This is a genomic window from Caloramator sp. CAR-1 (assembly GCF_030546345.1).
Taxonomy (GTDB): Bacteria; Bacillota; Clostridia; order Clostridiales; family Caloramatoraceae; genus Caloramator; species Caloramator australicus.
On record NZ_JAUONW010000014.1, the window covers coordinates 45,381 to 71,629 of the forward strand.

Genomic DNA, 26,249 nt, shown 5'->3' on the forward strand with positions numbered 1-26,249 from the left:
TTATAAATTTATAGGGAGAGGGTTGAATATGCAGGTATTAGATTTTTTGAAATCAAATGAAGAAATAAATAAATTATTTAGCGTATACAAAAATGAATTTATAGAATCCTTTAAAAGGATAAAAAGAAGCGAGAAGAAAAAGAAATTAGCCATAAAGAAGAATAGCCAAATTATTTTTTTAAAGTGGTTTTATTCAACCTTGATTGATAACACATATTTTTCACCAGCAAATATTTTTAATAGGATAATTTATGAAAACTTTGGAGACGAAATCGCTGTTGTCCCTAACGTTGTTCCGATATTTATTGAAAATGAAATAAGGGACTTTAAGATAGAGTATAGAGTTTTTACTCTTGATAATAACTCTATATTTGATGACATAAGATCTCTACAACGATTCTTTTTAGGTAAAAAATTTGAGTTAAAAAAAATGGATTTTAAAACGATTTTTGAAAATGTACAGGATAATATATTTGTAAAAGATGAATACTACCTGTTTCAATTATTTAACATTGCGTCATATTTTAGTGCCTTTTCTTATGAGGATATAGGCAAAAAGGTATTTTTAACAGGAAACGATTTTGATGTGAATTTTTTCAACGATAGCAAATCATATTTAAAAATAATAGATTTTTGGTTACCAATAGCGGCTCAGCTATTTGAAAATTTCTTTGGGGACATGAATCCTTATACCGTTAGCTGTCTAAAAAGATATATTAAAAATAAAACTATGCTCCAAAAACTTTTAGACAAAACATTAGCAGCACTAAATATAAATAAGGACGAATTTGTGAATTATGCCTTAGGAATAGATAATGATGAATCAAAGACCTATTATGAAAATTATTTTATAGTTTCAGCCTATTTAGTAAAATATTTTGTTATTCCTTTAAGTTATTTTATTCCTATTATTCAGCCATGTTATATATCAAAAGTTAATTTTGATTTTATTTTTAACGATGCCGAAATAATACTAAAAGAAGGATATTCTTCATATGACCTTTTAAATGATCCATTCCTAATTTACGATCTTAGCCATTTTGGTAATAAACTAATGAAAAGAAGCGACAGGAGTAGATTGCAGGATGTTTTTGACACCCCTGTAAATATCGATGAAATCTTAATGACTAAGAATGAAATATATAGCAATCCTGAAATGCAGGATTTTTGGCAGAATATAGACCCTAAAGAGCTAGAAGAGCTAATTAAGCTTTTGGATGAAAAAACTGAGGAGATGGTGGTTGAAGAAAAACCGAAAAGAAAACTCCATAAAGAGGGTAATGTTATTCATCTTTTTAGCAATAAAAAATAAGAGAGGGGACGTAATGGAAAAATTAATAAAAATTTCAGTAAGGGAACTTGTGGAATTTATATTAAGAAGGGGCGATATAGAAACAGGATTATTAGCTACTGTTGATAGGGCACAGGAGGGTGCACGGATTCATAGGATGATTCAAAAAAATTACGGAAAAAATGATCAGGCTGAGGTTTATGTTAAACATTTAATCAAAAACGAAAAATATAGTATTGAAATTTCAGGAAGAATAGATGGATTGCGATTTGGAGAGATTTATACTTTAGAAGAAATAAAAACAACAACAAAGAAAATAGAGGATATAGATGTAAATTTTATGCACCTTGCTCAGGCAAGGTGCTATGCTTATATGTTCCTTAAGGAAAATAATTTAGAAAGAATAAAAGTCAGATTAATCTATGTTAATACAGATTCCTTAGAAAGTAGAGCCTTTGAATACGATTATACAATCAATGATTTAAAAGAGTTTTTTGACGAACTGGTTGAGGGTTACATAAAGTTTCTAGAAAAGTCGTTAGAACATATTAATAAAAGAAATGAAACGATAAAGGAAATAAAATTTCCCTATCCAGCCTTTAGGGAAAGTCAAAGAAAACTCTCAGTTGCGGTATATAAAACGATAATGGAGGGTAAAAAACTTTTTTTAGAAGCCCCTACCGGAACAGGAAAGACGATGGGGACTCTATTTCCTGCTCTTAAGACGTTATTAGGCCCTACTTCAAAAATATTTTATTTAACTGCAAAAACAGTTGGAAAAGCTTCTGCAGAGGATGCTATTAAGCTTTTGCAGGAAAAGGGATTGATTATTAAATCAATAACATTAACTTCAAAGGAAAAAATATGTCCTAATGAGTTAAAATGTAATCCAATAGAATGCCAGTTTGCTAAAGGACATTATGATAGAATAAACGATGCTCTTTTAAATTCTCTTTCTATGGATTTTTTTGATAAGGGAAGGATAGAAGAGCTCTCGAGAAGATACAATGTTTGTCCCTTTGAATTTTCATTAGATTTATCAATGTTTTGCGATGTTATAATTTGTGATTATAATTATATATTTGACATAACCTCAAGTTTAAAGCGATATTCCTTTGAAAGTAAGAACGATTATGTTTATCTTATAGACGAAGCCCATAACCTTGTAGATAGAGCAAGGGATATGTTTTCTATAACTTTATCATATAACGAGTTTTTTAAAGTTAAGCAAAAATTTAAATCCTTTAGAAAACTGAATTTAGCTTTAGGAAGGGTCATAAATTATTTTAATGGGCTAAGAGAAAGCATTGAAATGGATAAAGTCGCTATGACTATAGAAGATGAGTTTTTAAAAGGAATAAACAAATGTGAAGAGGTTATAGAGGAATTTGTCCTAAAAAATTTAATGAAAGATGAAGAATTATTAAACTTGTATTTTGACATAAAAAGATTTAAAAAAATAGTGGAACTTTATGATGAAAATTATAGAACGCTTTTTTTAAAGGAGGAAGATATTTTAGTTAAATTATTATGTATTAATCCTTCTAAAATATTAAAGGACATTATGGATAAAGCACAAGCAGCTATTTTATTTTCAGCTACCTTTACTCCTTTAAGTTATTATATGGACCTTTTAGGTGGGGACAGTTCTTATAAACTTAAACTTTCCTCTCCTTTTTCAAAGGAAAATATTTGTGTTATGCTTAACCCATATATTTCAACGCGACTTAATGATAGGGAAAATACTTATGAAAGGGTTGTTGATGGAATAAAAAGCCTAACATATAAAAAGGGAAATTATTTAGTGTTTTTTCCTTCTTATTTATACTTAAACGAGGTTTTAAAAAGGTTTCCTCAGGATAATGTAGAATTAATCGTTCAAAGGAACGATATGACGGAGGAAGAAAAGGAAGATTTTTTAAAAAGGTTTAGCGAAGATAGCGAAAAAACCTTAATAGCCTTTGCAGTTTTAGGGGGACTATTCGGTGAGGGTATAGACCTTCCAGGAGAAAAACTTATAGGTGTTTGTATAGTTGGTGTAGGCCTTCCGCAGATTAATTTTGAAAGAAATGTGCTAAAGGAATATTTTGACGGAAGGATTGGAAAGGGATTTGAATATGCTTATATTTATCCTGGCTTTAATAGAGTGATGCAGGCAGTTGGAAGGCTTATAAGGACAGAAAATGATAGGGGAGTTGCCCTATTGTTTGATGATAGGTTTTTAAAAAGACCATATAATAATTTAATTCCTGACCTTTGGAAACCATTGAAAATAGTAAAAGGAAATGAAGATGTGATAAATGCACTAAAAAGGTTTTGGAAAGAGAAATGATGGCTAAAAGGATAAGCCATCATTTCTTTTTTTCTTTATAAAATTTGATGAAAATTTATAAAACAAAAATCCTTGCATTAAGAAAAATATAGAGCTCATTATAAATGTAATTTCATATCCATTAGGCATCTCTGCGATTATAAATCCAGCCATGAGGGAAGAAAGAGCAACGGTTAGGTTGTTTGCTAAAACTACAACGCTGTTAAACTTTGCTTGTTCCTCTTCAGCAACTGATTTCATAATAAGGTCACTTTCGATGGGGATAGGAACATTTAAAAATAAAGCCCTTAAAAGATATAAAATAGATAAAATGCCGATTAAAAATATTGAATTAAATTTTACAAAAGAAAGGATAAATATTATTGGAAAAGACAAGAGCTTAGCATACCAGAGGGTTTTTGTCTTTCCAAATATTTTAGATGAATATGGAGAAAGCAGCATAGCTAGAATCATTCCAATAATATTAAAGTTGTTGATAAAGGAAGCACTTAATGTATTTAAGTTTAATTTGCTTATGAGAAAGGTTGTATAAAAAGGACCAATAAGTCCAAAGGCAAAGGAACCTAAAGATGTATACATTATTAAAAAAAACATCCTCGGAGTAAAATTAATTTTTATATTTGCCTTTGAAAAAGTAACTTCTTTTTTGTCGGTATTAATAAAAATAGCAGGTAAGAAACTTACTAGGGCAAAAAAAGCGAAGATTATCCATGTTTTTTCATAATCAAATTTATTTGTTAAATTTCCAGCAAGATAGTTTCCTACTAAGTTCGTAGTAACGCAGTAGGTTAATATAATACTTATAACCTTAACGGCATTGAAACCTTTAGTATTTCTAACTATAAAGGGAGTTTTTATAACCACGACGATGGAAAGACCTAATGCATATACAATTACTGCTAGAATTATATAAATAAAGTTTTTAGAAGTTGCCAGTAAAACTGAGCTGATAAAGCATAAAAAGGATGTTGCAGCAAACAATGCTTTATCGCTGAATTTAGTGCTTAAAATACCTGTAACATAAGCAAAAAGTGCAAAGGATATCGTTTGAATCAAGGATAACGTTCCTACTATATCTTCTTTATATCCTCTATGCATAACGTATGGCCCAAGCAAAAATCCATATGCACCTACGAATATGCCTAAAAAAAGTTCGAATAGAAGATAATACGTCATATTCCATTTCAGTTTTTTATCTATTTTCATTTTTAACCTCCTAAATTTAGCTTTAACCTTTTATAAATTATATCATTGTATTGATAAAATTCAATATTATGACAAAATAAATATATTTATTGATAATATTAATAATATTTATAGATATTACAAATATTTAATTGACTTCAGGATAGTTTTGGAATATAATTACATTACAAACTAAATATTGGTGGATGAAGGCCATTGAAGACATCGAATTTTCGATGACCGGAGAAGCAAGGAATGGAAGTTTCCGATCCATTCCGAAACTTTCAGGTTAGATACAATGGCCGGACACAACCCTGGAGAGACCCGTTTGGGCATCGAAGAAGTAATCTGCATTTGTGTGCAGAGAAGCTTTCAGATAAAAGGACAGGGAAAGGGAAGCATAATCTTTTTATGCTTCTTTTTCCTTGTCCTTTTATTTTTATATCATAAAGGAGGGGTTTTTATGCTAGAAGTATTAAAGGGAATTTTTTTACTTTTAATTGTTCTTGGCTTTTTTTCAGCCTTTAGTTTTAAGGCACCAAAAGGAGAAAAGGCTATGTCAGGTCTTGCTGGTGCTGCTGTTGCTACATTTTTAATTGAGGCAATTTTTAAGTATATTTTTGGGGATTTTTTAGGAATTAAATTTTTAGGTGAAGTTGGGTCATCTTCAGGAAGCATGGGTGGAGTTATTGCAGCTGCTCTTGTTTCGATAAACATGGGTGCAAACCCTATATATGCTGTTGTTGCAGCTGCAGCCTTAAAGGGAATGGGAATATTGCCTGGCTTTTTTGTTGGATATTTAATTGGTCTTGCTGGACCAATTTTAGAGAAAAAATTACCCAAGGGCATTGATATAATTGGAGGTGCGCTAATTATTGCACCGCTATCAAGACTAATAGCTCAAGCATCTACACCATTAGTTAATAGCACCCTTTTAAATATCGGAGATGTTATAAGAGTAGCAGCTGAACAATCACCCTTTGTTATGGGATTTTTGCTTGGCGGAATTATTAAGATAATTTGCACATCACCACTAAGTTCTATGGCTTTAACTGCGATGTTAAATTTAAAGGGTTTAGCAATGGGGATTGCGGGGATTGCAAGCTTTGGAGGAGCCTTTACGAATGGAGTTGTTTTTAAAAGGTTAAAAATAGGAGACAAAGGTAATGTGATTGCAGTTATGCTTGAACCATTGACACAGGCAGATTTGGTAACCAAAAATGCTGTTGTAATTTATTTTTCTGATTTTATAGTTGGTGGAATTGCAGGGATTGTTGCAGCTTATTTTAAAATAATCAACAATGCACCGGGGACAGCATCGCCAATTCCAGGCCTTTTAGCTCCCTTTGGTTTTAATAGTCCTAAAAAAGTAATAATAGCATTATTATTAGCAGCAATAGGAGGACTTATTGGTGGATTTGTAGGAACTACGATTTATATGTTCATTAAAAGGATTAGGGAAAAAAGATTAATAGTAAAAAAATATCCTATCGATAATGCTGTATAATATAAGGGGCAATTTAAGCGCCCCTTTAATTTTTGTGGTATAATAAATTTTGGTGATGTATATGGATTTGTTTGATTATATAAATAAACAAAATAAAGAAAAATTAGAGCCCTTGGCAGAAAGGATGAGACCTGAGAGCTTAGAAGAGTTTGTCGGGCAGGAGCATCTTGTAGGAAGGGGAAAGATGCTTTATAGGGCTATCGCTACAGATAATTTAACATCTGTAATACTTTATGGCCCACCTGGAACAGGAAAAACTACCCTTGCAAGGATAATAGCCAATACTACAAAATCAGAGTTTAGGCAGATAAATGCAGTAACATCCAATTTAAGTGAGATAAAGCAGGTTACTGATGAAGCAAGCAAGGTCCAAAAGTTATATGGCAAAAGAACCCTTCTTTTTATTGACGAGATACATAGATTTAATAAGCTTCAGCAGGATGCCCTCCTCCCATATGTTGAAAAGGGAACTGTTGTTTTGATTGGAGCGACAACTGAAAATCCCTATTTTGAAGTTAACAAAGCTCTCCTTTCAAGATCTTTAATATTTGAATTAAAACCCATAGAAGAAAAGGATATTTTTAAGGTGCTAAAAAGGGCACTTACTAGTGAAAGGGGATACAAAGGAAGGGATATCGAAGTTTCTGATGAGGTTCTTTGGTTTTTTGCAAAATGTAGTGGAGGGGATGTAAGAAGAGCCTTAAATGCTCTTGAAATGGCGGTTTTGACATCTAAAAAGGAAGATGGCAGGGTAGTTATAACTTTAGAGGATGCCTCAGAATGTATGCAAAAACCGCCCTTAAATTATGACAAAGATGGAGATAACCATTACGATGTGATATCAGCCTTTATAAAAAGCATGAGGGGGTCGGATCCTGATGCTGCTGTTTACTATCTTGCAAGAATGTTAGAATCTGGGGAGGATCCGATGTTTATAGCAAGAAGGATAGTTATATGTGCAAGCGAGGATGTTGGAAATGCTGATCCTATGGCTCTAAATGTTGCAGTATCTGCTGCAAAGGCTGTTGAATTTATAGGCATGCCAGAGGCAAGGATTATTTTATCCCAGGCTGCTCTGTATGTAGCTTGTGCACCAAAGAGCAATGCTTCCTATTTAGCAATCGATGAGGCAATAGAAGACGCAAGGAAGAATCCTAATATAGAAATTCCAGGTTTTCTAAGGGATGCCCACTATAAAGGTGCAAAAAGTCTCAGTAGAGGGATAGGCTATAAATATCCCCATGATTTTGAAGGAAATTTTGTATATCAAGAATATTTACCAGAAAAAATAAAGGATAGAAAGTATTACAGGCCTTCTGGAAATGGTTATGAAGCAAAAATTAAAGAAAGAATTAACCGCTTATGGAAAAAATAATTGAAATTTTTTTAACTATAAAATTGACAATTTTACTCGGATATGTTAATCTTAAAATGAAATCCTACTTTTTTAGTCAGAATTAGAGGTGATAGGATGAAGCTTTCAACTAGGGGGAGATATGGGGTTAAGGCAATGTTTGAACTTGCCCTTCACCATGGTGGCGCCCCCGTTTCAATAAAAGAAATTGCAGAACGGCAAAATATATCTGAATATTATTTAGAACAGCTTTTTTCAAACCTTAGAAAGGCTGGGCTTGTTAAGAGCATTAGGGGAGCACAAGGAGGTTACGTTTTATCACGTCCACCCGAGGAAATAACTATAGCAGATATTTTTAATGTTTTAGAAGGTCCAATTGAAGTTTCTGATTGCATAACGCAAGAAATGAATTGTTCAAGGATAAATTATTGTGCAACAAGACTTTTATGGTTAAAGATTAGCAATAGCATCAATGATATTTTAAATTCAACTACTTTACAAGATGTGGTTAACGATTATAATAACCTGCAAGAAAAAACTAAAGGAAAGGAAGAATAGGTATGGAAGGGAAAAGATTTGTTTACATGGACCATGCCGCAACAACATATGTTAAAAAAGAAGTTTTAGAGGAAATGCTTCCCTACTTTACAGAAAACTTTGGCAATCCATCGTCGGTTTACACCTTTGCAAGGAAATCAAAAAGGGCTATTGAAGATGCAAGGGAAAAGGTAGCAAAGGCTTTAAATGCTCTTCCAGATGAGATCTTTTTTACAGGCGGTGGTTCTGAGGCGGACAACTGGGCAATTAAAGGAGTTGCCTTTGCTAATAAAGATAAAGGAAACCATATAATAACAACTAAGATAGAACATCATGCGGTTTTGCATGCCTGCGAATATCTTGAAAAGCATGGTTTTGAAGTTACTTATTTAGATGTAGATGAATATGGAATGGTAGATCTTGATGAACTTAAAAGAGCTATTACTGATAAAACAATCCTAATCACAATAATGTTTGCAAATAACGAGATTGGAACAATACAGCCTATTGCTGAAATAGGAAAAATAGCAAGGGAAAAGGGAATTATATTTCACACAGATGCAGTTCAAGCAATTGGAAATGTAAAAATAGATGTTAAGGAAATGAATATAGATCTTCTATCTTTAGCTGCCCACAAGTTCTATGGGCCAAAGGGAGTCGGAGCTTTATATATAAGAAAAGGTGTAAAGATCGATAACCTAATCCATGGTGGAGGGCAGGAAAGAAGAAGGAGGGCCGGAACCGAAAACCTTCCAGGTATTGTAGGGCTTGGAAAAGCTATTGAGCTTGCTACAGAGGACATAGATGGACATAATGAAAAGATTAGAAAGTTAAGGGATAGACTTTTGAATGGTATTATGGAAAAGATTCCTTATACAAAACTAAACGGACATCCTGAAAGGAGACTTCCTGGAAATATAAATGTAAGCTTTAGGTTTATAGAGGGAGAATCTTTACTTTTACTTCTTGATCAATTTGGAATATGTGCATCAACTGGAAGTGCCTGTTCTTCAGGATCACTAGATCCATCCCATGTTCTGCTTGCTATTGGCCTTCCACATGAAATAGCCCATGGTTCCTTGAGATTATCCCTTGGGGATATGAATACAGAAGAAGATGTTGATTATGTTCTTTCAGTATTACCTAATATAGTTCAAAGGCTTAGGGAGATGTCGCCTTTGTATGAAAAATTTATAAAGGGGGAAAAATAACTATGGAATACAGCGATAAAGTAATGGAACATTTTATGAATCCAAGAAATGTTGGTGAAATACCTGATGCAAATGGAATAGGAGAAGTTGGAAATCCTAAATGCGGGGATATGATGAAAATTTATTTAAAGATAGAAGATAATATTATTAAAGATGTTAAGTTTAAAACCTTTGGTTGTGGTGCAGCAATTGCTTCAAGCAGCATGGCAACAGAGCTAATAAAAGGGAAAACAGTAGAGGAGGCTTGGAATTTAACTAACAAAGCAGTTGCTGAAGCTTTGGATGGGCTTCCAGCGGTGAAGATGCACTGTTCAATTCTCGCCGAAGAAGCTATTCATAAGGCGATAAATGATTATAGGATTAAAAACGGTCTAGAACCGTGGGAGGATAAATTCTCCAAAGGAGACCATGATCATCACGAACACCATGAATAATAAAAGCCCCGGATTTTCCGGGGTATTTTAGTGGGGTGATTTAATGAAGGAAACGGTTGTAGTAGGAATGAGCGGAGGAGTAGATAGTTCTGTTGCTGCATACCTACTTAAGGAACAGGGTTACAATGTTATAGGTATAACTATGACTTTAGTTCCAAAGGATGTATTTTATGAGGAAAAGGTTGGAGGATGCTGCTCGATTTCTGCTGTTAATGATGCAAGAAGGGTAGCTGATCAGCTTGGAATATACTATTATGTCATGAATTTTAGGGAAGTATTTGAAAAGAAGGTAATAAATTATTTTATCGATGAGTATCTTGCAGGAAGAACACCTAATCCGTGTATTGCCTGCAACAAGTATATAAAATTTGACGAATTTTTAAGAAAGGCAAATGCTCTTGGGGCTAAATATGTTGCAACAGGGCATTATGCCTCAATTAAATATGATGACGAAAGAAAAAGATATCTTTTAATAAGGTCAAGGGATGTAAAGAAGGATCAAACCTATATGCTGTATAATTTAACTCAGCATCAGCTTGCCCATACCCTAATGCCCTTAGGGGGATATACTAAAGAACAGGTAAGGAAAATAGCGGAGGATATAGGGCTTTTGGTATTTAATAAGCCTGATAGCGAAGAAATTTGCTTTGTTCCTGATAACGACTACGCAGGATTTATTGAAAGAAGAGTCCCTGATAAGGTTGAAAAGGGATATTTTGTTGATGTTAATGGGAATATTTTGGGTGAACACAAAGGTATAGTTCATTATACAATCGGACAAAGGAAGGGACTTGGACTTGCTCTTGGTAGACCTGTGTTTGTAGTGGATATTATTCCTGAGAAGAATTTAGTTGTAATAGGCGATGAGGGGGAAGTATTTAAGAATAAACTTTATGCAGAGGATTTAAACTTTATTCCCTTCGATAAGCTAGATGGCCCTATGAGGGTTAGTGCTAAGATAAGATACACTGCAAAGGAGGCAAAGGCTATTATAACACCTTACAAGGAAGGAGTTATGGTAGAATTTGATGAGCCCCAAAGGGCAATTACAAAGGGACAGTCGGTTGTATTTTATGATGGTGATATAGTAGTTGGTGGAGGAGTAATTAAAGAAGTTTTATAGAAGCCTTAAAGATTACATCTTTAAGGCTTATTTTTTTGAAAATGGTAAATAATAAGTAGTAGTAGTTTGGGGTGGTTGTATGTTGAGATTTCTGGATGTTAAGGGAAGGGAAGTTTTTTTCAGTAATAGAAAAATTGGTTTTTTAGAGGATATAATTGTTGATTGCAAAAATAAAAAAATTGCTTTATACGTTATTAATCCTACTAATGAAAAAGGTTTTTATTATGTTAGAATTAATGATGTTATCTTTGAAGAGGATAACATAGTTTTAAACAATAAGTGTTATAAGGTAAACAATATTAAAAATAAATGCCTTCAAAAATATTTGTTAACTAGAATTTTAGGGGCTAACGTAAGAACTGATAATTCAAAGGAGTATGGTTCCCTTGCTGATGTTATCTTTGATGAAAAAACAGGAAGGATTAGGGCCCTTGTTATTTCCCTTGGAATATTTGATGACCTAGTTAATGGAAGAAGAGTAGTGTTGCTGGATAATGAAGATATTTTAGATAGTGAGGAAACAATTGTAAAGAATACTTCTCTTGAAATAATTAACGAAATTTCAATTGTATGAGGGGTATTATGAATAGAGTGATTAAATGCTTTTTGATTAGTTTATATTTGCTCTTTATTTTTATATTTTTATATATAATTATAAATTATTTAAGAGCATTGCTTGTTTCGATTTTTATTGCTTATATACTACATCCAGTCGTTAAAAACATCGATAAAAGGATTAAAAATTATAAAGTATCCGTCTTTATAACATTGACTTTATTTATATTTCTAATCATTATCATAATTTATTATCTTTTTCCGATTATAACAAAGGAACTTATAGAGTTAATTAACAATGCAGATGACATTTCAAATGAGATTAAAAGACTTTTCGGCATAATAGATAAAATTAAAGTCCCAATATATTTAAGATCGATTTTAGATGACACTATTTTAAAGATTCAGGACAGAGTTTTTAATGAAATGAGAAATTTATTTGATAATATTTTAAAATTTATATCCTCACTTCCTACTTATATATTAATACCTGTTTTCGTTTATTATTTTCTTGTTGATACAGAATATTTTAAAAGAAGTCTTAAATCATTGATTCCCTATAAAGGAAGGGAAAAGGTTATTGAGCTTTTTAGAAGCTATGAGAAAATAGTTGGGAATTTTATCAAAGGCCAGATTATATTATCAATTATTATTACTATTTTTACAATGATCGTGCTGATAATCTTAAAAGTAAGATATGCATTTTTGATATCAGTAGTTAATGGTTTTTTTAATATTATTCCTTATTTTGGTCCAGTTCTTGGGTTTATTCCTGCCTTTTTATCTGCTCTTTCTGATTCGACCTCAAAGGCAGTATTAGTAGCTCTTTCCTTTTTTATAATCCAAGAATTGGAAAGTGGAATTATAGCACCTAAAATATTAGAAAATACAATGGGGATTCATCCAATATTTGTTATTATAGCTTTAATATTGGGAGGCAAATTCTATGGGGCTTGGGGACTTATTTTGTCAGTGCCTGTGTTTGCGATAATTAAGGTTACATACAATTATATAGTAAATAAGCTTTACTGAAATGCTTGATTTTTTCGGTATTTTCTATATAATGTTAATTAGTAATATTATAAAGGCTGTGAAGGGAAGGAGTACACATCCTTTTTGATTTTAGAGAGAAGGCGGTTGGTGCAAGCCTTTACAAGGGGATGTGGAAGCAGTCTCGGAGCTTCCTGCCGAACTTAAGTAGGCAGAGACGGCTTTGCCGTTATCCAAATGAGTGACCATTTCGGTAATTAGGGTGGTACCGCGAAGTTAACCTTCGTCCCTTTAGGGACGAAGGTTTTTTGCTATAGTTTTTTAGGAGGTGATATTATGAATTATATGGGAGTTAATGAGATAAGGGAAAAGTATTTATCCTTCTTTGAGGGTAAAGGCCATCTTAGGCTTCCAAGCTTTTCATTGATTCCAAAGAATGACAAGAGTCTTTTGCTTATCAATGCAGGTATGGCACCATTAAAACCATATTTTACAGGACAGGAGGTTCCACCAAATAGGAGAATAACTACTTGTCAAAAATGCATAAGAACAGGTGATATTGAAAGGGTAGGTAAAACTGCAAGGCATGCCACTTTTTTTGAAATGCTAGGTAATTTTTCCTTTGGCGATTATTTTAAAGAAGAAGTTATACCATGGGCATGGGAATTTGTAACTGAGGTTTTGAAACTACCAAAGGAAAGATTATGGATTACTATATATCAGGATGATGATGAAGCCTTTGAAATATGGAACAAGAAGGTTGGAATACCAGCAGAAAGAATTGTAAGAATGGGCAAGGAGGATAACTTTTGGGAAATTGGAGTTGGTCCTTGCGGCCCATGTTCAGAAATTTACTTTGACAGAGGAGAAGATAAGGGTTGCGGTAAGCCAACCTGCGGAGTAGGATGTGACTGTGATAGATTTGTTGAATTCTGGAATCTTGTATTCACCCAATTTGACAAGGATGAAGAAGGAAATTATCATAGACTAAAAAATCCAAATATAGATACAGGAATGGGCCTTGAAAGAATAGCAACTATAATGCAGGGTGTAGATAGCATATTTGAAATAGACACCATGAAAAATATTTTAAATAAAGTTTGCGAAGTTGCAAATTATAAATACGGCAGCGACGATAAGAAGGATGTTTCCGTAAGGGTTATTACCGACCATATAAGAAGCGTTGTATTTATGGTTTCTGATGGAGTATTGCCATCAAATGAAGGAAGAGGATATGTATTAAGAAGGCTTTTAAGAAGAGCAGCAAGACATGGAAAACTTCTTGGAATTGAAGGGGCCTTTCTTTGGGAAATAAGCGATGTCGTTATCCAAAACTCAAAGGATGCATATCCAGAACTTGAAGAGAAGAAGGAATACATAAAGAAGGTTTTAAAGGTTGAAGAGGAAAGATTTGATGAAACGATAGATCAAGGAATGAATATATTAGAAGAATATATCGATGAACTTAAGAAGGAAAATAAAAATATTTTGGATGGTGAAAAGGCCTTTAAACTTTATGATACCTACGGATTTCCTATAGAGCTTACCCTTGAAATTTTACAGGAGAGCGGAATGGATATAGACCTTGAGGGCTTTAATAGGGAAATGGAGGCTCAAAAGGAAAGAGCAAGAGCTGCAAGGGAAGAGACAAATTATATGGGAACAGATATAGATGTTTATATGACTTTACCTGCTGAAATTAATACTGTATTTGAAGGATATAATAACACTATATCAAGGGGTAAGGTTTTGGTTTTACTTAAAGATGGTAATATAGTTGATTATGCTGAAAAGGGAGAAAATGTGGAGATAATCCTTGATAAAACATCCTTCTATGCAGAAATGGGAGGACAGGTTGGAGACACGGGAATAATAGAAGGCGAAGGATTTAAAGTAGAGATTGAAGATACAAGGAAAACGGCAAACAATAAAGTAGTCCACAAAGGCAAGGTTATAGAAGGTAAGATTAAAAAGGGCAGTGAAGTTACTGCTATTGTTGACAAGGCAAGAAGGATGGATATTGCAAGAAACCACACAGCAACCCATCTACTCCATAAAGCCCTTAAGGATGTTCTTGGCAGTCACGTAAATCAGGCAGGTTCATTAGTGGCACCAGATAGATTAAGGTTTGACTTTACCCACTTTGAAGCTATTTCATCTGAAGACTTGAGAAGAATAGAAAATATAGTTAATGATAAAATAATGGAATCCCTTGAGGTTGAAACTATTGAAACTACAATAGATGAAGCAAGAAGGATGGGAGCAACAGCTCTGTTTGATGAAAAGTATGCCGATATTGTAAGGGTTGTTAAAGCTGGTGAATACAGCATGGAACTTTGTGGAGGAACTCATGTTTCAAATACAGCTATAATCGGATTATTTAAGATTATTTCTGAGGGAGGAGTTGCAGCTGGAGTCAGAAGAATTGAAGCTGTAACAGGAAAGGGTGCACTAAAATATATTGAATCCCTTGAAAATATGTTAAGGGATGTTGCCCTTACACTAAAGAGCAATGTAAAGGATGTTCCAAGAAGAACGGAAATACTCCTTCAAGATCTTAAGGAAAAGGAAAGGGAGATAGAAGCTTTAAAATCAAAAATTGCAAAGGATGCTGCAATTAATCTTGTAAATGATGCCAAGGATGTTAAAGGGGTAAAGGTAATAACTGCAAGCTTTGATTTAGATGTAGATGCTTTAAGGGAACTGGGAGATAAATTAAAGGAAAGGCTTGAGACTTGTCTTGTTGTTCTTGCATCAACAAAGGATGACAAGGTGAGCTTTGTTGCTATGGCAACAAAGGATGCAGTATCAAAGGGAGTTCATGCAGGAAATATAATAAGAGAAGTAGCAAAAGTAGCAGGTGGCGGCGGTGGAGGAAGACCGGACATGGCTCAAGCTGGTGGAAAGGATAAATCAAAGGTTAATGAAGCATTGGATGCTGTTTATAAATTGGTGGAGGATATGGTTAAATAGTAAAGGGGCTGCATTTGCAGCCTCTTAATTTTTGACAAAGAAAAGAAAAATTATGTGCTTTGTTTAATGATAGTTTAAGTTTTTTAGTAGAAATGAGTAAAAAATAGTGTTAAAATAATAATTGGGATAAAAATCTGAATAATTAAAAATATTTATAGAAGGGAGCTTTTAAAATGAGTAAACCGGTTTTATCTGCTCATTTTGAATCAAGAACGCCGTCAGATGTTAGATTAGCACAGATGAAATATGAAGAAAGAAAAGTTAAACCTCAAGCTGTTATTAACGTTGGTATTGGTAATGTTTCTCTACCAACAAACCCAGCGATGATGAAAAGAATGTTTTCACTTGATGCACCTGAAAGCCCATTTGCAAAGGGTGTTATAAGATATTCAACTACTGTCGGTTTTAAAGAAACTCAGGATGCCTTTAAAAATATACTTGAGGCAGAAGGATTTGATACAAGCAAGCTTTATGTTCAGATAACTGATGGTGGCTCTGCTGCGATGGAAATTGTTTTATTAGGCGTATGCGGCCCAGCAGGTTCAGATGAAAGACCGCTACTTATGATTGACCCAGCTTATACTAATTATATTTCCTTTGCAGAAAGAATAGGAAGAAAAATCGTTACAGTAAAACGTAGTTTGGATGAAAATGGAAAATTTAGTCTACCAGAAATAAACAAAATTGAAGAAATGATTAAGGAACATAACCCAGGAGCACTTCTTGTTATACCATATGATAATCCTACAGGGCAACTTTATGATTATGAAACCCTTATTGAGTTAGCTAAATTATGTGTAAAATATAACATGTGGATGATTAGCGACGAAGCATATCGTGAACTTTACTATACAGAAGATACTAAATTGGTAAGCATATGGGGAGTAACTGATGCAGAGGTTCCTGGAATAGAAGGAAGAAGAATAAGCATAGAAACTGCATCAAAGGTATGGAATGCATGCGGCTTAAGAATCGGAGCAATAATTACTGATAATTATGAATTCCATAATCGTGCTGTAGCAGAATATACTGCAAACCTATGTGCTAACGTAATAGGACAATATATATTTGGAGCACTTGCCCATGAATCTAAGAAACAAATATTAGGTTGGTGCAAGAGCATTAGAGATTATTACAAGGAACAAATTATAAACGTATACAATGGATTCAAAAAGCTAGAGCCTAATTTAATTATTTCCAGTCCAGATGCTTCAATATATTTGGTAATTGACGTTAGAAATGTTGTAAAGCCAGGATTTGATTCAATAGATTTTGTCCTCTATTGTGCAGAAAAAGGTTCAGCTATAATAGATGGAGTTGAAACAACTTTATTAGTAGCACCTATGAAGGGATTCTACAATGTTGAAGAAGGTGAATATAATCCAGGAACTACACAATTTAGAATTTCATTCGTAGAATCACCAGAAAACATGGCAAAGGTTCCTGAATTATTCATAAAGCTTCTAAGACAATATGAAGCACAAAGATAATTGATGGGGTGGGATGCTTAAAATCCTACCCTTTATTATTTTGTAAATTGCTATAGGCATTAGATATACATGGCAATTGGGACAGCTTGAGTAAAAGGGAAGTTGATAAGAGAATTTCTTCACGGCTGTCAATATAACCATTAATGAGGACAGAATATAGTCTAAGATCAGATTTTTATTAATATATATCGGAATATAAAGATTAAAATCCATTTAATATCTTCTTCCATAATATAGTATTATATTCCATAATATTCACAATGTATGAAAATTGTTCTTTAAGATACTATATATTATAAATTGGATTTTGGTTTAATTATTTTCGTCTCCAAATGACATCATTATTCATAAAATAAGATAAGAAGAATTAAAAGGGGATGAGATAATGAAACAGCAGGGGAAATTTATTCTTATGAATAGAGAGGAGTTTAAAGAATATATCTTAAAACTTAAAGTAAAAAGGATAATTAAGTTAATTCAAAATCACCATACCTATATTCCAAGCTATAAGGAATTTAAAAATAATCATTTCAGACTTTTAGAGGGGATGGAAAGAAGCCACCTTTCAAGGGGATTTAATGAGATAGGGCAAAACATTACAATATTTCCAGACGGTTTGATTGCAATCTGTAGGCCTCTTGATATTCCGCCTGCCTGCATAAAGGGGGCAAATGAAAATGGAATTTGTATAGAAAGCGTCGGAAATTTTGATATAGGCGGGGATAAGATGACGGAAGAACAAAAAAAGAGCATTATATTTGTAAATGCTCTGCTATGCAAAAAATACAAGTTAACACCAAGCACCGATACGATAGTATATCACCACTGGTTTGATCTAGAAACTGGAAAAAGATTAAACGGAAAGGGGACCACAAAATCTTGCCCTGGAACAAACTTTTTTGGAGGAAATACTGTAGAAGCTGCAAAGAAAAATTTTATTCCACTTATTTTGGAGGAGTTAAAAAAATTATAAACTTTCTATATTATGATTGATTTATTATCCTTATTTGGTATAATTATAATAAACATTGGAAAATATTTATATAAGTATCTTTTCACAGTCACATAAGAAGGGTGTGGTTTGGATGGCTGAGAATAAGGAAGGCACTATGCAGTTTAAATTTAATCTTGAGGGAAATACAAAAGTTCAAGAGGTTTTAACTGAAGTTTATGCCGCTTTAAAGGAAAAGGGTTATAATCCAATAAATCAGCTTGTAGGATATATACTATCTGGTGATCCAACTTATATTACAAGTTTTAAGAATGCAAGGTCTTTAATTAGGAAAATCGAAAGGGATGAGCTTTTGGAGGAGCTTTTAAGGGCATATCTTGAAAGGTAATGCATGCAAGATGTCTTGCATGCTAAATTTTTGCTTTTAAGGGGGCATTATATGGAATATATAAAACTTGGAAATACCGATATTAATGCATCTAAGTTATGCTTTGGAAGTTTGACTATAGGTCCTTTGCAGGCAAATTTACCCATTGAAGAGGGTGCAAAAATTATATTAAAGGCCTTTGAGCTTGGCGTAAATATTATAGATACTGCAAAACTTTATAAAACATATTCTTATATAAAAAGGGCTCTTGAAATGTTTGATGATAGAGATAAAATTATTATTTCAAGCAAATCCTATGATTACACCTATGATGGAATGAAGGACAGCATTAATGAGGCATTAAAGGAAATGGGTGTTAAATCCCTTGGGATATTTATGCTTCATGAACAGGAAAGTAGGTTAACTTTAAAGGGGCACAAGGATGCCTTAAGATGTTTAGTAGATGCTAAAAAGTCTGGCGTTATTAAAGCTATTGGAGTATCTACCCATGCTGTAGAGGTTGTGGAGGCAATATCAGAAATGGAAGAAGTTGATATAGTTCATCCTATTTTCAACAAAAAAGGTCTTGGAATAATCGATGGAACTATTGAAGATATGATTGCCGCCATAAAAAAGGCTTATAATAGTGGAAAGGGAATAATTGCAATGAAACCTCTTGGTGGAGGTAATCTAATAAAGAATGTGGACGAGGCTTTTAATTTTGTTTTAAACTTTCCATATGTCCATTCTATTGCAGTTGGAATGCAAAGCATTGAAGAGGTCTATGCTAATGTTCAAAGGTTTGAAGGGAAAAAAGTTGATGAAGATTTAAAGGAAAAATTAAAAAATAAAAGAAGAAGATTGCATATAGAAGAATGGTGTGAGGCATGTGGAAATTGTGTTGAAAATTGCCCTAATGATGCCCTTTATGTTAAAGGGGGCAAACTATTTTGTGACAGAGAAAAATGCCTTCTTTGTGGTTATTGTTCTGCATATTGTAAGAACTTTTGTTTAAAAATAATTTAAGGAGGAAAAAGAGTGAGAATCTTAGGACTTGATATTGGAGAAAAAAGGATAGGAATTGCCCTAAGCGATCCATTAGGATGGACTGCCCAAAGTTTAAAAACATTAGAAAGAAAAAGTATTAAAAACGATGTGGAGGAAATAATAAAAATAATCAATGAATTTCAAGTAGAAAAGGTGGTGGTGGGTCTTCCAAAGAACATGAATGGAACGTTAGGCGAATCAGGACAAAAAGTTATGAATTTTTGTGAAAAGCTTTTGGAAAAAATAAATATTGAATTGATATATGAGGATGAAAGGCTTACCACCATGGCCGCAGAAAAGGTTCTTATTGATGCAGATCTTTCAAGAAAAAAAAGAAAGGGAGTTATTGATGCTCTTGCTGCAACCTTTATTCTTCAGACATATCTAGATAGAAATAGAAAATTATAGTTGACAAAAATTTCATTTAATCTTAAAATAACAATATACTAAATGAAACGAGGTGTTAATTATGTCACATGAACATCATCACGATCATGAACATGAAAACATAGTTGTTTTAACTGATGAAAACGGCGTTGAAACAGAGTTCGAGATTATCACATCTTTAGAAGTTGATGATAAACTATACTATGTCCTTTATCCTCTAGATTCAGAAGATGATGAAGCTGTTGTTTTAAGATATGATGAGGATGAAAATGGAGAAGGAACTTTAGCAGCTATAGAGGATGATGAAGAGTTCGATAAAGTTGCAAAGGCTTATGAAGAATGGTTGGAAGAGGAAGATTTTGAAGAATTCGAAGATGACGAAGAAGATGAATTCTAATTAAGGTAGGTATTTACCTACCTTTTTAATTTGGTTCTATGTTCAAATTCAGGTGGGCAGATAATAGGTTTGCTCACCTTTATTTTGTTTAAATCATAAAAATAAATCAGACCGTTACTAAAGTATTTTTAAGTCCGCTGAAGAATTCAAGAGGGCTTATAGATGATTAAAAATAAACGTTTGTAGGATTATGAAATTAATATTTTAAAAAATATTGTAATATTGACAATCATTATCACCCGTTGTATAATAATAGTGAGAATAAAAATCATTTACAAAAATATGGAGGTGGCCTTATGACTTTGGATAAGGCAAGGGTTGGTCAGAAAATAATTATTAAAAATATACTTGATGATAACATAAGAGTTCAAGCCATAAGATTAGGGCTATATGAAGGTGCTAATGTAAAGTGTTCGGCTAAAATACCCTTTGGGCCCATTATAATTGGAAACAGATTGCAGGAGATAGCTGTGGGAAGGGAACTTGCAAAAAAAATTCAAATCGATGTTCTAAATTAACTTAAAGGAGGACATGTATGAACTGCTGTGAAGGATTAAAGATTGAAATACCTAAGGGAGCTAAAAAAATAGTCCTTGCAGGAAATCCAAATGTTGGAAAGTCTGTGTTTTTTAATGCATTAACAGGGATGTATGTAGATGTCTCAAACTTTCCGGGAACGACAGTTGATATCTCCCATGGAAAATTTGGTAAAGACGTTGTTATGGATACACCAGGTGTATATGGTGTCTCGTCTTTTAATGATGAAGAGAGAGTTGCAAAAGATGTTATTATATATGGCGATATTATTTTAAATGTAGTTGATGCACTTCATTTAGATAGGGACTTATTCTTAACTTTACAACTTATCGATATGGGAAAACCATTAATAGTTGCTCTTAATATGATGGATGATGTGGAAAGAAATGGGATCAAGATTGATGTAGATAAATTAAGTGAAATTTTAGGTGTTCCGGTAATTCCAACTGTTGCTATTCAAGGCAAGGGAATAGATGAAGTTAAGAAAAGAATTTATGATGCTAAGGTAGGAAGGACACATCCAAAGATTTTAGAATATATAGAAGGAATAAAGGATAAGGTTCAATTGCAAAGTGAAGCTTTGATGGTTTTAGAAGATGATGAGGAGATGCTGAATAACTATAATTTAGAACCTCTAAATCTTAGAGAGGAAATTTATAGGTTAAGAAGACAGAGGGTTGATGATATTGTTTCAAAGGTAGTCCTAAAAGATTATGATAGAAGCACGATAAGACAAAAAATAGGATACTTTATGTTAAACCCAATTACAGGCATTCCTCTCTTAATTGCGGTTTTATATGTTATATATAAAGTTATAGGAGTGTTTGTTGCTGGAACTATAGTTGGGATAACGGAAGAGACTATAATGCAGGGCTACTATGAACCATTTATAAAAAATATATTTTCTAACTTATTTGGGGAAAATAGCGTATTATTTAGAGCCTTTGCAGGGGAATTTGGATTATTTACTTTAACTCCAACCTATGTATTAGGTCTTTTAATGCCCCTTGTTGTGGCTTTTTATTTCTTTATGTCATTGCTTGAGGATTCGGGTTATCTTCCAAGAATTGCAGCTTTAACTGATAAAGTATTATCCTTCTTTGGTTTAAATGGAAGGGCAATAATACCTATAATACTTGGTTTTGGATGCATAACAATGGCAACGATCACAACAAGGCTTTTAGGAACAAGAAGGGAAAAAATTATTGCAACAGCACTATTAGGGCTTACTATTCCATGCTCTGCACAGCTTGGTGTTATTGCTGGGATGATAGCACCACTTGGAGCGAAATATCTATTAATATACTTGACCACTATATTTATAGTATTTGCACTAACAGGAACGATTTTAAACAAATTGTTGCCTGGAGAATCATCCCATTTGTTTATAGACTTGCCACCAGTAAGAATGCCAAGACTTTCCAATGTGCTTAAAAAGACGTGGACTAAAACTTGGATGTTTTTAAAGGAAGCAACTCCGTTATTTGCTCTTGGTGCATTAATTATAACGCTTTTAAATGAAACAAATTTATTACTCTATATTCAAAACTTCTTTGCACCATTTACAGTTAATATTTTAAAACTTCCCAAGGAAGCTGCTAACGCATTTATAATGGGTATAATAAGAAGAGATTTTGGTGCTGCAGGCCTTACGGATTTAGTTTTAACTCCTGAACAGACGGTGGTTTCACTTGTTACTATTACTCTTTTTGTTCCATGCATTGCTTCTATAATAGTAATGTTTAAGGAAAGGAGTAAACAGGAGGCATTATCAATTTGGATAGGAAGCTTTATCATGGCATTTTTAGTTGGTGGAATATTAGCACTTATTTTAATATGAAGGTGATGTTATGGAAATAAAATGTTCAACCTGTGGATATGTTGTTAAAGATTCTGTCATTTGCCCAAGGTGTAGGACAAAATTAATTTCTTGCTTTAACTGTAGCGGCAATTGTTCCAAGTGCAGTTTGGCTAAAAAGGATAAAAAATAACTTTTTTCAATTGAGATTCTATTGACAATAAAGAATAACCAATGTAAAATTTAACTAATGAAAATTTTTCATTGGGGTGTTATTATAATGATGACAAAGGAAGAAACAGAAAAACTAAAACAAGATTTAAAGGAAAGAGGTTATAAATTAACGCCACAAAGAAGAGCAATTTTAAATGTCATAATTGATAATGAAGGAAAACACTTATCGCCAGAGGAAATTTATGATCAAGTAAAAATGGAATGCCCAGAAATAGGTTTAGCAACTGTATATAGAACTGTTCAGCTTCTTGAAAAAATGGGTATTCTGTATAAAATGAATTTTGATGATGGTGTTAGTCGATATGAATTGGTCCATAACACAGAGGATCATCAACATCACCACTTAATTTGTTTAAAGTGCGGCGCAATTGAAGAGGTGGAGGATGACTTATTAGAGGTTTTGGAGGATAGGATATCAAAGAAATATGATTTCTCAATAGAAAACCATGATGTTAAGTTTTACGGTTATTGTAAAAGGTGCAAGTAAAATGCATGAAAGCTGCTTGACAGCTTTTCATGCTTTATTTTTTAACATAATGATTATATATATTTTGGATTTTGTGGTAAAATACATATAGAAGTTATGTCGGATACAAAGGAGGGAATTTGCTTGACAAAAAAAGATAAACTAAAGATTGTTCCATTGGGCGGAGTTAATGAAATAGGGAAAAATATGACCATGATTGAATATAAAAATGAGATAATTGTTATAGATTGTGGTCTTATGTTTCCAGAAGAAGAAATGTTCGGAATAGATGTTGTTATTCCTGATGTTTCGTATTTAATTAAAAATAAAGACAAAGTTAAGGGTATATTTTTAACCCATGGTCATGAGGACCACATTGGTGGACTTCCTTATATTTTAAAGCAGTTAAACGTTCCTGTATATGGAACAAGATTAACCCTTGGAATTGTTGAAACAAGGCTTAAGGATCATGGGCTTTTAACCACATCTGATTTGAGGGTTGTGACCGCAGGGGATATTGTGGAGCTTGATACTATGAAGGTAGAATTTATAAGAAACTGCCACAGCATTGCAGATTCATGCTCATTGGCCATCCATACAAACCTTGGGACAATAGTTCATACTGGAGATTTTAAAATAGATTATACACCAATTGATGGGGCAACTATGGATCTTGCAAGATTTGCTGAACTGGGAAAAAAGGGAGTTCTTTTACTACTTGCTGATAGCACAAATGTTGAACGACCAGGTTATACGATGTCTGAAAGGGTTGTTGGAGAGACCTTTGATAACATATTCCAAGAGGCTACGGGCAGGATTATAGTTGCAACCTTTGCATCAAATGTTCATAGAATTCAACAGATAATAAATTCTGCTTATAAATTCAATAGAAAGCTTGCGGTATCGGGAAGAAGCGTAGAAAATATCGTTGAGGTGGCCTATGCCCTTGGTTATCTTGACATACCAGAGGGGCTTTTAATTAGCATTGATGATATAAACAGATATAACGATAAACAAATAGTAATTTTAACAACGGGAAGTCAAGGGGAACCAATGTCGGCCCTTGCAAGGATGTCGACTTCTGAGCACAAGAAGGTTGAAATAAAAGAGGGAGACCTTGTTATTATTTCAGCAACTCCTATTCCTGGTAATGAAAAATTAATTTCAAGAGTGATAAATCAATTATTTAAAAAGGGAGCTAATGTTTATTATCAATCCCTTGCTGATGTTCATGTTTCTGGCCATGCTTGCCAAGAGGAATTGAAACTTATCCATACCCTTACAAGGCCCAAATATTTTATGCCTGTTCATGGTGAATTTAGGCACTTAAAACAGCATGCATTTTTAGCAGAAAAACTAGGAATGGATAGATCAAATATATTTATTGCTGAGATAGGGCAGGTTCTTGAAATTACTAAAGATGGAGCAAAATTAAATGGTAATATCCCAGCAGGCCAGGTTCTTGTTGATGGCCTTGGAGTTGGAGATGTTGGAAACATAGTTTTAAGGGATAGAAAGCATTTATCTCAAGATGGAATTTTAACTGTTGTTGTTACCATCGACAGATCAAATGGAAAAATTTTAGCAGGACCGGATATTATATCAAGGGGATTTGTTTATGTAAGAGAGTCGGAGGACCTTATTGAAGAGGCAAAAAAACTAGTAAAAAAAGCAATAGATGAATGTCTAAGCAATCAAATTACTGAATGGGCTACAATAAAATCAAATATAAGAGATATTTTAAGGGATTTTCTATATGAAAAGACTAAGAGAAAACCAATGATATTACCTATAATTATGGAAATATAAATTTTACTTTAGGGGGTGGTTTCTTTGTATATTTATGACAAAGTTCACGAATTTGCAAGGGAACTTAAAGATACGCCTGAAGTTGTAAACTACAAAAAAGCCCTTGACAAGATCAACTCAAATGAAAAATACAAAAAAATGGTGGAAGACCTAAGAAAAATGCAATTTGAAATTTACTCTATTCAGCTTCAAGGTAAACAACCTAGCGAAGAGCAGATGAAGACCTTTGAAAGTTTATCTAATATTATTAGTTTAAATCCAGAGGTCAAAGAATTTTTAGAAGCTGAAATGAGATTTTTAACCTTATGGCAGGATATTTTTAAGATAATTACTGATACAATTGGAATTGATTTAAATCCAAACTTATAATATGGAGGTTGTCATGGATAGGGGAAGAATTCAATATTTAACGAAGGCAGGGATAATAGCTGCAGTTTATGCTGTGCTTACGATATTTTTGATGCCGATATCCTATGGTCCTGTTCAATTTAGAATTTCAGAAGCCCTGACTGTATTACCTTTTGTTGAACCTGCAGCTATTCCTGGACTTTTTGTCGGATGCATTTTTGCTAATTATTTCGGTGGGTTAGGATGGGTGGACATTGTTTTTGGAAGTTTAACAACGTTACTTGCAGCATATTTAACTTCAAAAATGCCTAATAAATATCTTGCCGTGCTGCCACCTATCTTCTTAAATGCCTTTATAGTTGCAATATGGGTTCAACAATTTATTGGAGAGGAAGTGAAAATAAAGGGCATTAGCCCCTATTGGGTTACCGTTGGGACAATTGGATTTGGTGAATTTGTTACTGCGGGAATTTTAGGATTAATGCTATTAACGGTTTTTGAAAGGATTAAAAGATAGATTAGAATCATTAGGGAGTAGGTTAATTCATCTACTCCTTTTATTTGAATTATTTTCAATAGTTATGTGAATAAATTATTCATGTGTCAGCTATTATTAATACATTAGGAGTTGTATGTTATTGATTTTAAGCTTATTAGTATCTTTAAAAAATTATGCAGTAGAAAAGAATAATTTTAGTTATAATTTTTTTAAAGTATTAATTTTTTTAATAAACTTATTTCTAAGAATAGAAAATTAGATTTTAAAATTTTTATTGCACATAATTTATTATGTGATTCTTTGTAAGTAGTTTATGAGGTAATTTGATATTAACAAAGTTGGCATTTAATAATTATAAAGTATATTTTGTCTGAGCAATATTAAAGTTTTCTTGTCAAACCCATTGATTTGCTATAAAAACTATTT

24 protein-coding genes, 1 riboswitch and 1 other annotated feature are annotated in these 26,249 nt (G+C 33.1%); of the genes, 23 read left to right on the top strand and 1 reads right to left on the bottom strand.

What is annotated here, in order from left to right; all coding sequences use genetic code 11:
* Window positions 1-28: 28 nt before the first annotated feature.
* Together Q3V94_RS04460 and Q3V94_RS04465 are read left to right on the top strand one after the other, a co-directional pair.
* The gene (locus Q3V94_RS04460; RefSeq protein ID WP_303525521.1) at window positions 29-1,312 is read left to right on the top strand and encodes a hypothetical protein; all 1,284 of its coding nucleotides are present in this window, start codon (window positions 29-31) and stop codon (window positions 1,310-1,312) included.
* 13 nt (window positions 1,313-1,325) lie between these two features.
* Window positions 1,326-3,623, top strand: a complete 2,298-nt coding sequence (locus Q3V94_RS04465; protein WP_303525523.1) for a helicase C-terminal domain-containing protein — start codon at window positions 1,326-1,328, stop codon at window positions 3,621-3,623.
* A 3-nt stretch (window positions 3,624-3,626) separates the two neighbouring features.
* Here Q3V94_RS04465 and Q3V94_RS04470 read toward each other — a convergent pair whose 3' ends face one another.
* Window positions 3,627-4,829, bottom strand: a complete 1,203-nt coding sequence (locus tag Q3V94_RS04470) for an MFS transporter (protein ID WP_303525525.1) — start codon at window positions 4,827-4,829, stop codon at window positions 3,627-3,629.
* Between the two features lie 283 nt (window positions 4,830-5,112).
* A riboswitch (glycine riboswitch) is annotated at window positions 5,113-5,206 on the top strand.
* A 65-nt stretch (window positions 5,207-5,271) separates the two neighbouring features.
* Here Q3V94_RS04470 and Q3V94_RS04475 point away from each other — a divergent pair.
* From Q3V94_RS04475 to Q3V94_RS04575, 21 genes are all read left to right on the top strand, one after another.
* A complete protein-coding gene (locus tag Q3V94_RS04475) occupies window positions 5,272-6,315 on the top strand; it encodes a PTS sugar transporter subunit IIC (RefSeq protein WP_303525527.1) in 1,044 nt (347 codons plus the stop codon).
* Between the two features lie 61 nt (window positions 6,316-6,376).
* A complete protein-coding gene (locus Q3V94_RS04480; protein ID WP_303525528.1) occupies window positions 6,377-7,690 on the top strand; it encodes a replication-associated recombination protein A in 1,314 nt (437 codons plus the stop codon).
* 96 nt (window positions 7,691-7,786) lie between these two features.
* The gene (locus Q3V94_RS04485; protein ID WP_303525530.1) at window positions 7,787-8,227 is read left to right on the top strand and encodes an Rrf2 family transcriptional regulator; all 441 of its coding nucleotides are present in this window, start codon (window positions 7,787-7,789) and stop codon (window positions 8,225-8,227) included.
* A 2-nt stretch (window positions 8,228-8,229) separates the two neighbouring features.
* Window positions 8,230-9,417 carry a cysteine desulfurase NifS gene (gene nifS, locus Q3V94_RS04490; RefSeq protein WP_303525532.1) on the top strand — a complete coding sequence of 396 codons (1,188 nt, stop codon included), beginning with the start codon at window positions 8,230-8,232 and terminating at the stop codon, window positions 9,415-9,417.
* Window positions 9,418-9,419: 2 nt separating this feature from the next.
* Window positions 9,420-9,851: a Fe-S cluster assembly scaffold protein NifU gene (nifU, locus tag Q3V94_RS04495; RefSeq protein WP_274767997.1), complete on the top strand. Its 432-nt coding sequence runs from the start codon at window positions 9,420-9,422 to the stop codon at window positions 9,849-9,851.
* Window positions 9,852-9,894: 43 nt separating this feature from the next.
* A complete protein-coding gene (gene mnmA, locus Q3V94_RS04500) occupies window positions 9,895-10,974 on the top strand; it encodes a tRNA 2-thiouridine(34) synthase MnmA (RefSeq protein ID WP_303525535.1) in 1,080 nt (359 codons plus the stop codon).
* Between the two features lie 79 nt (window positions 10,975-11,053).
* A complete protein-coding gene (locus tag Q3V94_RS04505; RefSeq protein ID WP_303525537.1) occupies window positions 11,054-11,548 on the top strand; it encodes a PRC-barrel domain-containing protein in 495 nt (164 codons plus the stop codon).
* An 8-nt stretch (window positions 11,549-11,556) separates the two neighbouring features.
* A complete protein-coding gene (locus Q3V94_RS04510) occupies window positions 11,557-12,561 on the top strand; it encodes an AI-2E family transporter (RefSeq protein WP_274767995.1) in 1,005 nt (334 codons plus the stop codon).
* A gap of 49 nt (window positions 12,562-12,610) precedes the next feature.
* Window positions 12,611-12,813, top strand: a binding site (T-box leader).
* A 42-nt stretch (window positions 12,814-12,855) separates the two neighbouring features.
* Entirely contained in the window at window positions 12,856-15,492 is a 2,637-nt protein-coding gene (alaS, locus tag Q3V94_RS04515) for an alanine--tRNA ligase (RefSeq protein WP_303525540.1), read from the top strand.
* A gap of 173 nt (window positions 15,493-15,665) precedes the next feature.
* Window positions 15,666-16,982, top strand: coding sequence for a pyridoxal phosphate-dependent aminotransferase (locus Q3V94_RS04520; protein WP_274767994.1), 1,317 nt, complete (start codon window positions 15,666-15,668; stop codon window positions 16,980-16,982).
* 385 nt (window positions 16,983-17,367) lie between these two features.
* Window positions 17,368-17,955 carry a peptidoglycan recognition family protein gene (locus tag Q3V94_RS04525; RefSeq protein WP_303525542.1) on the top strand — a complete coding sequence of 196 codons (588 nt, stop codon included), beginning with the start codon at window positions 17,368-17,370 and terminating at the stop codon, window positions 17,953-17,955.
* A gap of 112 nt (window positions 17,956-18,067) precedes the next feature.
* On the top strand, window positions 18,068-18,322 hold the full coding sequence (locus Q3V94_RS04530; protein WP_274767991.1) for an IreB family regulatory phosphoprotein: 255 nt from the start codon (window positions 18,068-18,070) through the stop codon (window positions 18,320-18,322).
* A 51-nt stretch (window positions 18,323-18,373) separates the two neighbouring features.
* The gene (locus Q3V94_RS04535) at window positions 18,374-19,327 is read left to right on the top strand and encodes an aldo/keto reductase (protein WP_303525543.1); all 954 of its coding nucleotides are present in this window, start codon (window positions 18,374-18,376) and stop codon (window positions 19,325-19,327) included.
* A gap of 12 nt (window positions 19,328-19,339) precedes the next feature.
* On the top strand, window positions 19,340-19,756 hold the full coding sequence (ruvX, locus tag Q3V94_RS04540) for a Holliday junction resolvase RuvX (RefSeq protein ID WP_303525545.1): 417 nt from the start codon (window positions 19,340-19,342) through the stop codon (window positions 19,754-19,756).
* A 61-nt stretch (window positions 19,757-19,817) separates the two neighbouring features.
* Complete coding sequence (locus Q3V94_RS04545) at window positions 19,818-20,132, top strand: DUF1292 domain-containing protein (protein WP_274767990.1); 315 nt, start codon at window positions 19,818-19,820, stop codon at window positions 20,130-20,132.
* Window positions 20,133-20,428: 296 nt separating this feature from the next.
* Entirely contained in the window at window positions 20,429-20,650 is a 222-nt protein-coding gene (locus Q3V94_RS04550) for a ferrous iron transport protein A (RefSeq protein WP_008909873.1), read from the top strand.
* A gap of 17 nt (window positions 20,651-20,667) precedes the next feature.
* Window positions 20,668-22,509 (top strand): ferrous iron transport protein B, encoded by a 1,842-nt coding sequence (gene feoB / locus Q3V94_RS04555; RefSeq protein ID WP_303525548.1) that lies wholly within the window; start codon window positions 20,668-20,670, stop codon window positions 22,507-22,509.
* A 238-nt stretch (window positions 22,510-22,747) separates the two neighbouring features.
* Window positions 22,748-23,188, top strand: a complete 441-nt coding sequence (locus Q3V94_RS04560; RefSeq protein ID WP_274767988.1) for a Fur family transcriptional regulator — start codon at window positions 22,748-22,750, stop codon at window positions 23,186-23,188.
* Window positions 23,189-23,284: 96 nt separating this feature from the next.
* Entirely contained in the window at window positions 23,285-24,976 is a 1,692-nt protein-coding gene (locus Q3V94_RS04565) for a ribonuclease J (RefSeq protein WP_303525550.1), read from the top strand.
* A gap of 24 nt (window positions 24,977-25,000) precedes the next feature.
* Window positions 25,001-25,345 (top strand): YlbF family regulator, encoded by a 345-nt coding sequence (locus Q3V94_RS04570; protein ID WP_303525554.1) that lies wholly within the window; start codon window positions 25,001-25,003, stop codon window positions 25,343-25,345.
* A gap of 13 nt (window positions 25,346-25,358) precedes the next feature.
* Window positions 25,359-25,841, top strand: coding sequence for a QueT transporter family protein (locus tag Q3V94_RS04575; protein ID WP_303525557.1), 483 nt, complete (start codon window positions 25,359-25,361; stop codon window positions 25,839-25,841).
* The last annotated feature ends 408 nt before the right edge of the window (window positions 25,842-26,249 follow it).